The following is a 15,292-nucleotide window of genomic DNA, read 5'->3' on the forward strand; positions in this document are numbered from 1 at the left end:
GAGCGTCCAGGGTGCGCCAGGGGTAACGCTCGTCACGCCCCCACGGCCTCGAACGCCCCCCGCGCCATCCGGTGCAGCAGCGCCGCCGTGGCCTCGCGCCCCGGCAGCGAGCCCGACCGCCCCAGGTGAGGGGTGGAGTTCAGCAGCCCGAAGACGGAGTGCACCGCGGAGCGGGCGGTCGGCTCCGACAGCGCGGGGTAGACCTGGCGGACGACCTCCACCCACAGCTCGACGTACTGCCGCTGGAGCTGGCGCACCAGCTTGCGGTCACTGTCCCGCAGGCGGTCCAGCTCGCGGTCGTGCAGGGTGATCAGGGGACGGTCGTCGAGGGCGAAGTCGATGTGGCCCTCGATGAGGGAGTCGAGCACCTCGGCGGGCCCGGCCGAGCCGTCGGCCTCCGCCAGGCGGTGCTTCGCCCCCTTGAGCAGCTGACCGCTGATGCCCACCAGCAGCTCGGCGAGCATCGCGTCCTTGCCGGCGAAGTGACGGTAGAGACCGGGACCGCTGATACCGACCGCGGCGCCTATCTCGTCGACCCCGACCCCGTGGAAACCGCGCTCGGCGAAGAGGCGAGCGGCCTCCTTGAGGATCTGCTCACGGCGGGTGGGGGCGTCGGTTCTGGTGGCCATGTCGGCAATTCTAGACAGGGAGGTTAGCGCTCGTTAACCTGTGGGAAATGGTTAACGCTCATTAACAGTCGATCACTGGGTGAGGGGACCGGAGGATGCAAGAGGCACCGGAGCTGACGAGCGCGGCAGATCCCGCGTCGGAGGCCTGGCGGGCCAATGAACAGGCCCACCTCGCGCTCGTCGACGAGCTGCGCGGCAAGCTGGCCGCCGCGGCGCTCGGCGGCGGGGAGAAGGCGCGCGCCCGCCACACCGCGCGCGGGAAACTGCTGCCCAGGGACCGGGTGGACACCCTTCTCGACCCGGGCTCGCCGTTCCTGGAGCTGGCCCCCCTCGCCGCGGACGGGATGTACGACGGGCAGGCACCGGCCGCCGGCGTCATCGCGGGGATCGGCCGGGTCAGCGGACGGGACTGCGTGATCGTCGCCAATGACGCCACCGTCAAGGGCGGCACGTACTACCCGATGACCGTGAAGAAGCACCTGCGGGCCCAGGAAGTCGCCCTGGAGAACCGGCTCCCCTGTGTGTACCTCGTCGACTCCGGAGGTGCCTTCCTGCCCATGCAGGACGAGGTCTTCCCGGACCGCGAGCACTTCGGGCGGATCTTCTACAACCAGGCCCGGATGTCCGGCGCCGGCATCCCGCAGATCGCCGCCGTGCTCGGCTCCTGCACCGCCGGTGGCGCCTACGTCCCGGCCATGAGCGACGAGGCCGTGATCGTCCGCAACCAGGGCACGATCTTCCTGGGCGGTCCCCCGCTGGTGAAGGCGGCCACCGGTGAGGTCGTCACCGCCGAGGAGCTCGGCGGCGGCGAGGTCCACTCGCGCGTCTCCGGTGTCACCGACCACCTCGCCGAGGACGACGCCCACGCGCTGCGGATCGTGCGGAACATCGTCGCCACCCTGCCCGGGCGCCGGGCGCTGCCCTGGGGGGTCGAGCCGACCGTCGAGCCGAAGGTCGATCCGTACGGGCTGTACGGCGCGGTTCCCGTCGACTCCCGCACCCCCTACGACGTCCGCGAGATCATCGCGCGCGTCGTCGACGGCTCCCGCTTCGCCGAGTTCAAGTCGGAGTTCGGGCAGACCCTGATCACCGGCTTCGCCCGGATCCACGGGCACCCGGTCGGGATCGTCGCCAACAACGGCATCCTGTTCTCCGAGTCCGCCCAGAAGGGCGCCCACTTCATCGAGCTGTGCGACCAGCGCGGGATCCCGCTCGTCTTCCTGCAGAACATCTCCGGCTTCATGGTCGGCAAGGACTACGAGGCGGGCGGCATCGCCAAGCACGGCGCCAAGATGGTGACGGCGGTCGCCTGCACCCGGGTGCCGAAGCTGACGGTCGTGGTCGGCGGCTCGTACGGCGCGGGGAACTACTCGATGTGCGGCCGGGCCTACTCCCCCCGCTTCCTGTGGATGTGGCCCAACGCCAAGATCTCCGTCATGGGCGGCGAGCAGGCCGCCTCGGTCCTCGCGACCGTCAAGCGCGACCAGCTGGAGACGCGCGGCGAGTCCTGGCCGGCCGAGGACGAGGAGTCCTTCAAGGCGCCCATCCGCGCCCAGTACGAGCGCCAGGGCAACGCCTACTACGCGACCGCCCGGCTCTGGGACGACGGGGTCATCGACCCCCTGGAGACCCGGCAGGTGCTGGGCCTCGCGCTGACCGCCTGTGCCAACGCGCCCCTGGGTGACCCCCAGTTCGGCGTCTTCCGGATGTGAGGAGGGGACCCGTGTTCGACACCGTGCTCGTGGCCAACCGCGGCGAGATCGCCGTCCGTGTCATCCGTACGCTGCGCTCGATGGGCGTGCGCTCCGTCGCCGTCTTCTCCGACGCCGACGCGGACGCGCGGCATGTGCGGGAGGCCGACACGGCGGTACGGATCGGTCCGGCGCCGGCCGCCGAGAGCTATCTGAACGTCGAGCGGCTGCTGGAGGCCGCCGCCCGCACCGGCGCCCAGGCCGTCCACCCTGGATACGGCTTCCTCGCCGAGAACGCCGGCTTCGCCGAGGCGTGCGCGCGGGCGGGGCTGGTCTTCATCGGCCCGCCCGCCGAGGCCATCTCCCTGATGGGCGACAAGATCCGCGCCAAGGAGACGGTGCGGGTGGCCGGGGTGCCGGTCGTCCCCGGCTCCAGCGGCAGCGGGCTCACCGACGCCCAGCTCGCCGACGCGGCCCGGGAGATCGGCATGCCGGTGCTGCTCAAGCCGTCCGCCGGCGGCGGCGGCAAGGGCATGCGGCTGGTGCGGGACGCCGACCTGCTGGCCGAGGAGATCGCCGCCGCCCGCCGCGAGGCCCGCGCCTCCTTCGGCGACGACACGCTGCTCGTGGAGCGGTGGGTCGACCGGCCCCGGCACATCGAGATCCAGGTGCTGGCCGACGGTCACGGCAACGTCGTGCACCTCGGTGAGCGCGAGTGCTCGCTGCAGCGCCGGCACCAGAAGATCGTCGAGGAGGCGCCCAGCGTGCTCCTCGACGAGGAGACCCGGGCCGCGATGGGCGAGGCCGCGGTGCAGGCGGCCCGGTCCTGCGGGTACCGGGGCGCGGGCACGGTGGAGTTCATCGTGCCGGGCGGCGACCCGTCCTCGTACTACTTCATGGAGATGAACACCCGCCTCCAGGTGGAGCACCCGGTCACCGAGCTGGTCACGGGGCTCGACCTGGTGGAGTGGCAGCTGCGGGTGGCGGCGGGCGAGCCGCTGCCGTTCGCGCAGCCGGACATCCGGCTGACCGGGCACGCGGTCGAGGCCCGTATCTGCGCCGAGGACCCCGCGCGCGGGTTCCTGCCCTCGGGCGGCACGGTCCTCAGGCTGCGCGAGCCGCAGGGCGACGGGGTGCGCACCGACTCCGGGCTCGCCGAGGGCACCGAGGTGGGCAGCCTGTACGACCCGATGCTGTCCAAGGTGATCGCCTACGGCCCCGACCGCGACACCGCGCTGCGCCGGCTGCGGGCGGCGCTCGCCGAAACGGTCACGCTGGGCGTGCAGACCAACGCCGGGTTCCTGCGCCGGCTGCTCGCCCATCCGGCGGTCGTGGCGGGCGAGTTGGACACGGGTCTGGTCGAGCGGGTGGTCGACGACCTCGTCTCCACGGACGTACCGGAGGAGGTGTACGAGGCGGCCGCGGCCGTGCGACTGGACGCGCTGCGTCCGAGCGGGGGCGGCTGGACCGATCCCTTCTCCGTGCCGAGCGGCTGGCGCCTCGGCGGCACGCCGAAGCCGGTGGGCTTCCCCCTGCGGGTGAGCGACCCCGTGGAGTACGCCCCGCGCGGCACCCACACGGTCACCGAGGACGCGGTCTCCGTCACCCTCGACGGCGTCCGCCACACCTTCCACCGCGCCGCCGACTGGCTGGGCCGCGACGGCGACGCCTGGCACGTGCGCGACCACGACCCGGTGGCCGCGTCCCTCACCCGGGCCGGGCACGCCGGCGCCGACTCGCTCACCGCGCCCATGCCCGGCACGGTCACCGTGGTGAAGGTCGCCGTCGGCGACGAAGTGACCGCGGGCCAGAGCTTGTTGGTGGTGGAGGCGATGAAGATGGAGCACGTCGTCTCCGCCCCGCACGCCGGCACCGTCGCCGAACTGGATGTCTCCCCCGGCACCACGGTCGCCATGGACCAGGTGCTCGCGGTGATCGCACCCCACGAGGAGGCGGCCCAGTGACCGTCGACCAACTGCCCATGGTCGTACCTGCCCAGGACCTGCCCGCGCGGGTCCGGATCCACGAGGTCGGCGCGCGCGACGGGCTGCAGAACGAGAAGTCGACCGTGCCGACCGAGGTCAAGGCGGAGTTCATCCGCCGGCTGGCCGACGCGGGCCTGACGACGATCGAGGCGACGAGCTTCGTCCACCCCAAGTGGGTGCCCCAACTGGCCGACGCCGAAGAACTCTTCCCGCGGGTGAGCGACCTCCAGGTGGCCCTGCCGGTACTGGTGCCCAACCAGCGCGGCCTGGACCGAGCCCTGGCGCTCGGCGCCCGCCGGATCGCCGTCTTCGCCAGCGCCACGGAGTCCTTCGCGAAGGCCAACCTCAACCGCTCGCTGGACGAGTCCCTCGCGGTGTTCGACCCGGTGGTGCGGGGCGCGAAGGACAAGGGCGTGCACGTGCGTGGCTATGTCTCCATGTGCTTCGGCGACCCCTGGGAGGGCGCGGTCCCCATCCACCAGGTGGTACGCGTCTGCAAGGCGCTGGTGGACATGGGCTGTGACGAGCTGAGCCTGGGCGACACCATCGGCGTCGCCACGCCGGGCCACGTCCTCGAACTGCTCTCCGTGCTGAACGAGGAGGGCGTGCCGACGAACGTCGTCGGCGTGCACTTCCACGACACGTACGGCCAGGCGCTCGCCAACACCTACGCGGCGCTCGAACACGGTGTCACCACCATCGACGCCTCCGCCGGGGGCCTCGGCGGCTGCCCCTACGCCAAGTCCGCCACCGGCAACCTCGCCACCGAAGACCTCGTGTGGATGCTCCAGGGCCTCGGCATCGAGACCGGGGTCGACCTCGGCCGCCTCACCGAAACCAGCGTGTGGATGGCCGAGCGGCTGGGCCGGCCCAGCCCCTCCCGCACCGTCCGCGCTCTTTCCCACAAGGACCAGTGATCAGCATGGACCACCGTCTCTCCCCCGAGCTGGAGGAACTCCGCCGCACGGTGGAGGAGTTCGCGCACGACGTGGTGGCGCCGAAGATCGGCGACTTCTACGAGCGGCACGAGTTCCCGTACGAGATCGTCCGCGAGATGGGCCGCATGGGTCTGTTCGGGCTGCCGTTCCCGGAGGAGTACGGCGGCATGGGCGGCGACTACCTGGCGCTGGCCCTGGCGCTGGAGGAGCTGGCCCGGGTGGACTCCTCGGTCGCCATCACGCTGGAGGCGGGCGTCTCGCTGGGCGCGATGCCGATCCATCTGTTCGGCACCGAGGAGCAGAAGCGCGAGTGGCTCCCGCGTCTGTGCTCGGGCGAGATGCTGGGCGCCTTCGGCCTCACGGAGCCGGACGGCGGCTCGGACGCGGGCGCGACCCGTACGACGGCCCGTCTCGACCCGGAGACCGACGAGTGGGTGATCAACGGCAGCAAGTGCTTCATCACCAACTCGGGTACGGACATCACGGGTCTGGTGACGGTCACCGCGGTCACCGGCCGCAAGCCGGACGGCAAGCCGCTGATCTCGGCGATCATCGTCCCGTCGGGCACGCCCGGCTTCACGGTGGCGGCCCCGTACTCGAAGGTCGGCTGGAACGCCTCGGACACCCGTGAACTGTCCTTCCAGGACGTCCGCGTGCCCGCCGCCAACCTGCTCGGCGAGCCGGGCCGGGGTTACGCGCAGTTCCTGCGGATCCTCGACGAGGGCCGCATCGCCATCGCGGCGCTCGCGACGGGCCTCGCGCAGGGCTGTGTGGACGAGTCGGTCAAGTACGCCAAGGAGCGCCAGGCCTTCGGCCGGCCGATCGGTGCCAACCAGGCCATCCAGTTCAAGATCGCCGACATGGAGATGAAGGCCCACACGGCCCGCCTCGCCTGGCGCGACGCGGCCTCCCGGCTGGTGGCGGGCGAGCCGTTCAAGAAGGAGGCGGCCCTGGCCAAGCTGTACTCCTCCACGATCGCGGTCGACAACGCCCGTGACGCCACGCAGGTGCACGGCGGCTACGGCTTCATGAACGAGTACCCGGTGGCCCGCATGTGGCGCGACTCCAAGATCCTGGAGATCGGCGAGGGCACGAGCGAGGTGCAGCGGATGCTCATCGCGCGGGAGTTGGGGCTCGTGGGCTGAGTTCCCGGGCCCCGGGGCCCCGACTGCTGACGGGTCGTGACACGAGGCGCCCCGCCCTCTGGACATCAAGTGAGGTTAGGCTAACCTACCTTCGATATGTCCGGCGGGCGCCTCGCCCCGTTCGAAAGCAGTCATACCCATGCCCCATGCCCGTGCCACCCACCTCACTCGCCGCGGCATCCTCGCCGCGGGCGGCGCCCTCGGCCTCGGTGCCGCGCTCGCGGCCTGCGGTGACGACGACGGGAAGAACAAGGGCTCGGACGACGGGACCAAGGCGGCCAAGTCCGGTCCCTGGACGTTCAAGGACGACCGCGGACAGACCGCCAAGGCCGACAAGGTGCCCTCGAACATCGTCGCGTTCGTCGGTGTGGCCGCCGCGCTGTACGACTACGGCGTCCAGGCCAAGGGCGTCTTTGGCCCCACGAGGACCAAGGACGGCAAGGCGGACGTCCAGGCCGGCGACATGGACATCAGCAAGGTGACCGCCCTCGGCAACGAGTGGGGCCAGTTCAACATCGAGAAGTACGCCTCCCTCGCGCCCGACGCGCTCCTCTCCACGATGTTCGACGACGCCGGCACCCTCTGGTACGTGCCGGAGGAGTCCAAGAAGAAGATCGAGGCGGTCGGCGCCCCGAGCGTCGGCATCTCCGTCTACGACCGCCAGCTGACCGAGCCGCTCCAGCGCATGCTGGCGCTCGCCGAGTCGCTCGGCGGCGACGTCGGTTCGGCGAAGGTCACGCAGGCCAAGAAGCGCTTCGAGGATGCCGCGGCCCGGCTGCGCGCCGCCGCCAAGGCCAAGCCCGACATCAAGGTGATGGCCGGTTCCGCCAGCCAGGACCTGTTCTACGTCTCCGGCACCAACCTCTCCGTCGACCTGGAGTACTTCAAGGCCCTCGGCGTGCACTTCGTCGAGCCCCCGGAGAGCGCCAAGAAGCAGGGCGGCGGCTGGTACGAGTCGCTGAGCTGGGAGAACGTCGACAAGTACGACGCGGACATCATCATGATGGACAACCGCACCTCGGCCATCCAGCCCGCCGACATCACCGAGGGCACCTGGCAGAAGCTGCCCGCGGTGAAGGCGAAGCAGGTCATCGCCCGCAATCCCGAGCCGATCCTGTCCTACGACAAGTGCGCCCCGCTCCTGGAGGAGCTCGCGACGGCCATCGAGAACGCGAAGAAGGTCAGCTGAGGAGGCACCGTGACCACCGCCGTAGCCGCCCCGTTCCGTTTCTTCTCCCTGCAGGTCGTACGGACGAGGCGGCTCGGCCCGTCTCTGGTCCGGGTCACCTTCGCCGGTCCCGATCTGCACGCCTTCCACTCCCGGGGCCGCGACCAGTCGCTGTCGCTGTTCCTGCCGCACCCCGGCCAGGCCGAACCCCTCGTACCCATCAAGCTGGGCGACGGCTGGTGGGCCGCCTGGCGCGAACTCCCGGACGACGTACGGGCGGTGATGCGCTCGTACACCCTGCGGGCCCTGCGCCGCGAGCCCGGCGAGCGCGATGAGATCGACATCGACTTCGTCCTGCACACCCCGGCCGGACCCGCCTCGCACTGGGCCTCCCGGGCCGCCGCCGGTGACCGCGTGCTGCTGCTCGGCCCGGCGATCGCCGACAACCGCGCGATCCGCTTCCGGCCGCCCGAGGACACCGACCTCGTCGTCATCTGGGGCGACGAGACCGCCGTACCCGCCGCCTCGGCGATCCTGGAGTCCCTGCCGGCCGGCACCCGTGCCCGCGCCTGGCTGAAGGTGCCGCACGCCGGGGACGTCCAGCACCTCGACACCGCGGCCGACGTGGACCTCACCTGGCTCGTGGGCGACCAGGACTCCCCCAGGGCCGTCGACGCCGTGCGTTCCGCACAACTCCCGCCCGCGGAAAGCCCGTACGTCTGGATCGCGGGCGAGTCCGGCCGGGTGAAGGAGCTGCGCCGGCACTTCGTCGGCGAGCGCGGCATCGACCGGCGGCGCGTCACCTTCGTCGGCTACTGGCGGCTGGGAATGAGCGAGGAGCAACTGCGCGAGTCCGCATGACCGCCGTCGGAGTGACGGCGGTCACCGGAGGGGCGCGTCTCCGCTCGATCAACTTAGGTTAGGCTAACCTAAGTTGATCGATCCGCGTCCCTCTCCCCATCCCGCACGGACCGTCCCCCCGGAGGACCCCCACATGCGCTCGCACCTGCTCAATGACCTCACCGCGGAGCACTATCGCCGCTCCGTGACCGAAGGAGTCGAGCGGGTGGCGGCCAAACTCGCCACCACCGGCCGTCCGTTCACCGGCGTCACCGTCGACGCCCTCGCCCCCCGCATCGAGCAGATCGACCTCGACCGCCCCCTGCACGACACCACCGCGGCGCTGGACGAGCTGGAAGAGGTCTACCTCCGCGACGCGGTCTACTTCCACCACCCCCGCTACCTCGCCCACCTCAACTGCCCCGTCGTCATCCCGGCGGTGCTCGGCGAGGCCGTGCTCTCCGCGGTCAACTCCTCCCTGGACACCTGGGACCAGTCGGCCGGCGGCACCCTCATCGAGCGCAGGCTCGTCGACTGGACGGCCGCCCGCATCGGCCTCGGCCCGGCCGCCGACGGCGTGTTCACCTCCGGCGGCACCCAGTCCAACCTCCAGGCCCTGCTGCTGGCCCGGGAGGAGTCCAAGCCGGGGCGGGCAGGGTGGGAAAGCGGGGTCAACCCCGGGAAACTGCGCGTCTTCGCCTCCGCGGTCAGCCACTTCAGCGTCAAGAAGTCCGCCAAACTCCTCGGCCTGGGCACCGACTGCGTCGTGTCGATCCCCGTCGACCACGACAAGCGGATGCAGACGGTCGCCCTCGCCCATGAACTGGAGCGCTGCGAGCGGGACGGCCTGGTCCCGATGGCCGTCGTCGCCACCGCCGGCACCACCGACTTCGGCTCCATCGACCCGCTGCCCGAGATCGCCGAGCTGTGCGCCCGGCACGACGTGTGGATGCACGTGGACGCCGCCTACGGCTGCGGACTGCTCGCCTCCCGCAAGTACCGGGACCGCATCGACGGCATCGAGCGCGCCGACTCCGTCACCGTCGACTACCACAAGTCCTTCTTCCAGCCGGTGAGTTCGTCCGCCGTCCTGGTCCGCGACGCCGCCACCCTGCGGCACGCGACCTACCACGCCGAGTACCTCAACCCGCGGCGCATGGTGCACGAGCGCATCCCCAACCAGGTCGACAAGTCCCTGCAGACCACCCGCCGCTTCGACGCGCTCAAGCTGTGGATGACCCTGCGCGTCATGGGCGCCGACGGCATCGGCGAACTCTTCGACGAGGTCTGCGACCTGGCCGCCGAGGGCTGGCAGCTGCTGGCCGCCGACCCCCGCTTCGATGTCGTCGTCGAGCCCACCCTCTCCACCCTCGTCTTTCGCTGCATCCCGGCGGCCGTCACCGACCCGGGCGAGATCGACCGCGCCAACCTGTACGCCCGCAAGGCCCTGTTCGCCTCCGGCGACGCCGTGGTCGCGGGCACCAAGGTCGACGGCCGCCACTACCTGAAGTTCACCCTGCTCAACCCCGAGACGACGACGGCCGACATCGCGGCCGTCCTCGACCTGATCGCCGGCCACGCCGAGCAGTACCTGGGAGAGTCCCTTGACCGCGCGTCCTGAAGCCCCGCTCCGCACCCACGACTTCGTGGGAATCGGACTCGGCCCCTTCAACCTCGGCCTCGCCTGCCTCACCGAGCCCGTCGCCGAACTCGACGGTGTCTTCCTGGAGTCCAAGCCCGACTTCGAGTGGCACGCCGGCATGTTCCTGGACGGCGCCCACCTGCAGACCCCGTTCATGTCGGACCTGGTCACCCTGGCAAACCCGACCTCCCCGTACTCCTTCCTCAACTACCTCAAGGAGAAGGGCAGGCTGTACTCGTTCTACATCCGCGAGAACTTCTATCCGCTGCGGGTGGAGTACGACGACTACTGCCGCTGGGCCGCCTCGAAGCTCTCCAGCATCCGCTTCGGCACGACGGTCACCGAGGTGACGTACGAGGACGAGGTGTACGTCGTCCGTACCGAGGCCGGCGAGACGTTCCGGGCCCGTCATCTGGTGCTCGGCACCGGCACGGTCCCCTTCGTCCCCGAGGCCTGCCAGGACCTGGGCGGCGACGTCATCCACGCCGCGCAGTACATGCACCGCAAGGCGGAACTGCGGGCCAAGAAGTCCCTCACGATCGTCGGCAGCGGCCAGAGCGCCGCCGAGATCTACTACGAGCTGCTCTCCGAGATCGACGTCCACGGCTACGAGCTCAACTGGGTCACCCGCTCCCCGCGGTTCTTCCCGCTGGAGTACACGAAGCTGACCCTGGAGTTGACCTCCCCGGACTACATCGACTACTTCCGCGCGCTGCCCGAGGAGACCCGCTACCGGCTGGAGAAGCAGCAGAAGGGCCTGTTCAAGGGCATCAACTCGGACCTGATCGACGCCATCTTCGACCTGCTCTACCAGAAGAACGTCGAGAGCGGCGACCGCCCGGTCCCCACCCGGCTGCTCACCAACTCCACGCTGACCGGCGCCCGGCACGAGGACGGCTCGTACACGCTCGACTTCCACCAGGACGAGCAGGACAAGGACTTCGAGATCCGCACCGAGGGCCTGATCCTGGCCACCGGCTACCACTACCGCCCGCCGGCCTTCCTCGAACCGCTGACCGACCGCCTCCGCTTCGACGGCCACGGCCGCTTCGACGTCGCCCGCAACTACTCCATCGACACCACGGGCCGCGGCGTCTTCCTCCAGAACGCCGGCGTCCACACCCACAGCATCACGTCCCCCGACCTGGGCATGGGCCCCTACCGCAACGCGTACATCATCCGCGAACTGCTCGGCACCGAGTACTACCCGGTCGAGAAGACGATCGCGTTCCAGGAGTTCGCCGTATGACCGTCTTGAGCACCATGTTCACCTTCCGCCCCCTCGACCCCCTGAAGGACGCCGAGTTGCTGCACGGGTGGGTCACGCATCCCAAGGCGGCGTTCTGGATGATGCAGGACGCCAGGCTGGAGGATGTCGAGCGCGCCTACATGGAGATCGCGGCCGACGAGCATCATCACGCGCTGCTCGGGCTGCTCGACGGGGAGCCCGCCTTTCTGATGGAGCGGTACGACCCGGCGCACCGGGAGCTGGTGGGGCTGTACGAGCCCGAGCCGGGGGACGTCGGGATGCACTTCCTGGTGCCGGCGACCCAGGCGCCCGTGCACGGGTTCACCAGGGCCGTCATCACCGCCGTGATGGCTCGGCTCTTCGAGGACCCGGCGACGCGCCGGGTGGTCGTGGAGCCGGACGTGCGCAACAAGGCGGTGCACGCCCTCAACGCGGCCGTCGGATTCGTGCCCGAGCGGGAGATCCGGAAGCCGGAGAAGGACGGGCTGCTGAGCTTCTGCACGCGCGAGGGGTTCGAGCGGGCGGTGGCCGCATGAGCCTCGCCGACGCCGTGGCCCATCTGTCCCCCGAGCGCTGGGAGACGGCCAATCGCCTCCTGATACGCAAGGCGCTCGCCGAGTTCGCCCACGAGCGCCTCCTGACCCCGCAGGCGGACGGGGACGCGTACGTCGTCCGCAGCGACGACGGCCGCACCCGCTACCGCTTCACCGCCGTCCGCCGCGCCCTCGACCACTGGCAGATCGACGCCGGGTCCGTCTCCCGGCACCGCGACGACACCGAACTCCCGCTGTCCGCCCTCGACTTCCTCATCGAGCTGCGTCAGTCGCTGGGCCTGAGCGACGAGATTCTCCCGGTCTACCTGGAGGAGATCTCCTCCACCCTCTCCGGCACCTGCTACAAGCTCGCCAAGCCGCGGATGCCGGTGGCCGAGCTGGCGCGCGGCGGCTTCCAGGCGATCGAGACCGGGATGACCGAGGGCCACCCCTGCTTCGTCGCCAACAACGGGCGGCTCGGCTTCGGCATCCACGAGTACCGGTCGTACGCCCCGGAGGCCGCGAGCCCGGTCCGGCTGGTGTGGCTGGCCGCGCACCGCTCCCGGGCGGCGTTCACGGCCGGCGCGGGGATCGAGTACGAGTCCTTCGTCCGGCAGGAGCTGGGCGAGGAGACAGTCGAGCGCTTCGACGGCGTCCTGCGGGACAAGGGGCTGGACCCGGCCGGCTATCTCCTCATCCCGGTCCACCCCTGGCAGTGGTGGAACAAGCTCACCGTCACCTTCGCCGCCGAGGTGGCCCGCGGGCACCTGGTCTGCCTGGGCGAGGGCGACGACGAGTACCTGGCCCAGCAGTCCATCCGGACGTTCTTCAACCGGTCGCACCCCGAGAAGCACTATGTGAAGACGGCCCTGTCCGTGCTCAACATGGGCTTCATGCGCGGGCTGTCGGCCGCCTACATGGAGGCGACCCCGGCGATCAACGACTGGCTGGCCCAGCTGATCGACAGTGACCCGGTGCTGAAGTCGACGGGTCTGTCGATCATCCGCGAGCGGGCGGCGGTCGGCTACCGGCACCTGGAGTACGAGGCGGCGACGGACCGCCACTCGCCGTACCGCAAGATGCTGGCCGCGCTGTGGCGCGAGAGCCCGGTCCCCTCCCTCCGGGAGGGCGAGTCGCTCGCCACGATGGCCTCCCTGCTCCACGTGGACGACGACGGCGCGTCCTTGGCCGGCGCGCTGATCGAGCGGTCCGGGCTGACGCCGAAGGAGTGGCTGCGGCAGTACCTGCGGGCGTACTACACGCCCCTCCTGCACAGCTTCTACGCCTACGACCTGGCCTACATGCCGCACGGCGAGAACGTGATCCTGGTCCTGGAGGACGGCGTGGTGCGACGCGCGATCTACAAGGACATCGCCGAGGAGATCGTGGTCATGGACGCGGACGCGGCGCTCCCGCCCGAGGTGCGGCGCGTGCGGGCCGAGGTCCCGGAGGACATGAAGCTGCTGTCGATCTTCACGGACGTCTTCGACTGCTTCTTCCGCTTCCTCGCCTCGATCCTCGCCGAGGAGGGGATCCTGGCCGAGGACGCGTTCTGGGGCACGGTCGCGGAGGTCACCCGGGAGTACCAGGAGTCGGCGCCCGAACTCGCCGACCGGTTCCGGCAGTACGACATGTTCGCGCCCGAGTTCGCGCTGTCCTGCCTCAACCGGCTCCAGCTGCGCGACAACCGGCAGATGGTGGACCTGGCGGATCCCTCCGGCGCGCTCCAGCTCGTCGGGAACCTGAGGAACCCCCTCGCGGGGCTCTGACCCGGTCGACGGTCGTCCACGGACGGACGGGCGCCCCGGAGTACGGTCCTCCGGGGTGCCCGTCAGCCTTGGGTCAGCGCGTCGGCCAGGGCACCTGGGGTGACTTGTAGTAGGTCATGCCGAGCGCGTCCCACCGGGGACCCTGCGCGGCCAGCCGCACCCGGTAGGCGTTCCAGTCGTGCGTGGCCGCCGGCGACCAGCCCAGTTCGGCCACGCCCGGGAGCCGGGGGAAGGCCATGTACTCGATGTCGGCGGACCGGGTGATGGTCTCGGTCCACAGCGGGGCCTCCACGCCCCGGACGGCCGAGGCCGGGGCGCCCGGCAGATAGGCGCCGGGGTCCCAGTCGTAGGACCGCTTCACCTCGACCAGTCCGGCCCAGTCCTGGCCCAGGGGCGTGTCCGCCGTGTACTTCATGTCGAGGTAGACGCGGTCGGCCGGGGACAGGACCAGCCCGGTGCCGTTGCGCGCGGCCTGGACGACCTGGGCCTTCTCCTCGGCGCTGGTGTCGTCCAGGCCCCAGTACTGGGCGAGTGCCCCCTTGGCGGGGGTGGCGCCGGTCAACTGGTGCCAGCCGATCACCGTCTTGCCGTACTTGGCGACGATCGGCTGCACCCGGTTCATGAACGTCACGTAGTCGGCGTGGCTGGTGGAGTGCGCCTCGTCGCCGCCGATGTGGAGGTAGCGGCCGGGGGTGAGCGCGGCCAGCTCGCGCACGACGTCGTCCACGAAGTCGTACGTGACCTGCTTCGGCACGCACAGCGAGCTGAAGCCGACGTCGGTGCCGGTGTAGAGCGGGGGTGCGACGCCGTCGCAGTTCAGTTCGGCGTACGAGGCGAGGGCCGCGTTGGTGTGGCCGGGCATGTCGATCTCGGGGACGACCTCCAGGTAGCGGGAGGCGGCGTAGCGGACGATCTCCTGGTAGTCGGCCTTGGTGTAGAAGCCGCCCCGGCCGCCGCCGACCTGGGTGGAGCCGCCGTAGGTGGCCAGGCGCGGCCAGGAGTCGATCGCGATGCGCCAGCCCTGGTCGTCGCCGAGGTGCAGGTGCAGCTCGTTGATCTTGTAGAGGGCCAGCTGGTCGATGTACCGCTTGACCTGGTCCACGGTGAAGAAGTGCCGGGAGACGTCGAGCATCGCGCCCCGGTAGGGGAAGCGGGGGGCGTCCTGGACGGTGCCGCCCGCGACCGGCCAGGGGCCGGGCTGTACGGACTTCTTCTCCACGGCGGCGGGCAGCAGCTGGCGCAGGGTCTGCACGCCGTGGAAGAGGCCGGCGGGTGCGCTCGCGGTGATGGTGACGCCGCCGCGGCCGCTGTCGAGCCGGTAGCCCTCGGCGCCGAACGTGTTGGCGGCGAGCCGGAGTTGGATGCCGCCGCTGCCCTTGTCGGTGACCGGCAGCGGGTAGCCGGTGGACGGCCGCAGGAGGCCGGCCAGGTACTCGCCGACGCGGCGGGCCTCGCCGGTGCCGCTGACGCGGATGGAGGTGTCGCGGGTGATGCGGTAGGGGGATCCGCCCGGGGTGACCGACGCGGGTGCCGGTACCACCCGGTCGAGCGGGCTCGTGGTCGCCTTGGCGGGTGCCGCCGTGGCGCCGACGGTGAAGACGCCCGCGGCCGCCAGGAGGAGCAGGGACCCGAGGATGCGTGCCGTACGGGGAGTCGTGCTGTGGTGCCGTCTCACATGCGCTCCCTTCAGGATTGGTAGAGAC

The 15,292-nt window shown here is 70.8% G+C and carries 12 protein-coding genes; 10 read left to right on the plus strand and 2 right to left on the minus strand.

The window, feature by feature from the left end; genetic code table 11:
- Nucleotides 1–32: 32 nt before the first annotated feature.
- On the minus strand, nucleotides 33–629 hold the full coding sequence (locus ACWGKT_RS02475; protein ID WP_453272152.1) for an SACE_7040 family transcriptional regulator: 597 nt from the start codon (nucleotides 627–629) through the stop codon (nucleotides 33–35).
- A gap of 95 nt (nucleotides 630–724) precedes the next feature.
- On the opposite strand from ACWGKT_RS02475, the gene ACWGKT_RS02480 reads away from it, so the two are divergent.
- The 10 genes from ACWGKT_RS02480 to ACWGKT_RS02525 all read left to right on the plus strand — a co-directional run bounded on the left by ACWGKT_RS02480 (nucleotide 725) and on the right by ACWGKT_RS02525 (nucleotide 13,589).
- Nucleotides 725–2,341: a carboxyl transferase domain-containing protein gene (locus ACWGKT_RS02480; protein WP_356148624.1), complete on the plus strand. Its 1,617-nt coding sequence runs from the start codon at nucleotides 725–727 to the stop codon at nucleotides 2,339–2,341.
- 11 nt (nucleotides 2,342–2,352) lie between these two features.
- Nucleotides 2,353–4,284: an acetyl/propionyl/methylcrotonyl-CoA carboxylase subunit alpha gene (locus ACWGKT_RS02485; protein WP_453272153.1), complete on the plus strand. Its 1,932-nt coding sequence runs from the start codon at nucleotides 2,353–2,355 to the stop codon at nucleotides 4,282–4,284.
- Nucleotides 4,285–4,301: 17 nt separating this feature from the next.
- The gene (locus ACWGKT_RS02490; RefSeq protein WP_356148656.1) at nucleotides 4,302–5,222 is read left to right on the plus strand and encodes a hydroxymethylglutaryl-CoA lyase; all 921 of its coding nucleotides are present in this window, start codon (nucleotides 4,302–4,304) and stop codon (nucleotides 5,220–5,222) included.
- A gap of 5 nt (nucleotides 5,223–5,227) precedes the next feature.
- On the plus strand, nucleotides 5,228–6,388 hold the full coding sequence (locus ACWGKT_RS02495; protein WP_453272154.1) for an acyl-CoA dehydrogenase family protein: 1,161 nt from the start codon (nucleotides 5,228–5,230) through the stop codon (nucleotides 6,386–6,388).
- 139 nt (nucleotides 6,389–6,527) lie between these two features.
- Entirely contained in the window at nucleotides 6,528–7,577 is a 1,050-nt protein-coding gene (locus ACWGKT_RS02500) for an ABC transporter substrate-binding protein (protein WP_453272155.1), read from the plus strand.
- Nucleotides 7,578–7,586: 9 nt separating this feature from the next.
- Nucleotides 7,587–8,417, plus strand: coding sequence for a siderophore-interacting protein (locus tag ACWGKT_RS02505; protein ID WP_453272156.1), 831 nt, complete (start codon nucleotides 7,587–7,589; stop codon nucleotides 8,415–8,417).
- Nucleotides 8,418–8,550: 133 nt separating this feature from the next.
- Nucleotides 8,551–10,017: a lysine decarboxylase DesA gene (gene desA / locus ACWGKT_RS02510; protein WP_453272157.1), complete on the plus strand. Its 1,467-nt coding sequence runs from the start codon at nucleotides 8,551–8,553 to the stop codon at nucleotides 10,015–10,017.
- Entirely contained in the window at nucleotides 10,001–11,287 is a 1,287-nt protein-coding gene (locus tag ACWGKT_RS02515; RefSeq protein ID WP_453272158.1) for a lysine N(6)-hydroxylase/L-ornithine N(5)-oxygenase family protein, read from the plus strand. The genes desA and ACWGKT_RS02515 overlap by 17 nt, the downstream gene beginning before the upstream one ends.
- Entirely contained in the window at nucleotides 11,284–11,823 is a 540-nt protein-coding gene (locus tag ACWGKT_RS02520) for a GNAT family N-acetyltransferase (protein ID WP_453272159.1), read from the plus strand. Before ACWGKT_RS02515 ends, ACWGKT_RS02520 begins: the two co-directional genes overlap by 4 nt.
- A complete protein-coding gene (locus ACWGKT_RS02525; RefSeq protein WP_453272160.1) occupies nucleotides 11,820–13,589 on the plus strand; it encodes an IucA/IucC family protein in 1,770 nt (589 codons plus the stop codon). The genes ACWGKT_RS02520 and ACWGKT_RS02525 overlap by 4 nt, the downstream gene beginning before the upstream one ends.
- Nucleotides 13,590–13,662: 73 nt before the next feature.
- On the opposite strand, the gene ACWGKT_RS02530 is transcribed toward ACWGKT_RS02525, so the two are convergent.
- Complete coding sequence (locus ACWGKT_RS02530; RefSeq protein ID WP_453272161.1) at nucleotides 13,663–15,264, minus strand: beta-N-acetylhexosaminidase; 1,602 nt, start codon at nucleotides 15,262–15,264, stop codon at nucleotides 13,663–13,665.
- Nucleotides 15,265–15,292 lie beyond the last annotated feature (28 nt).

The organism is Streptomyces sp. NPDC054794, assembly GCF_053611585.1.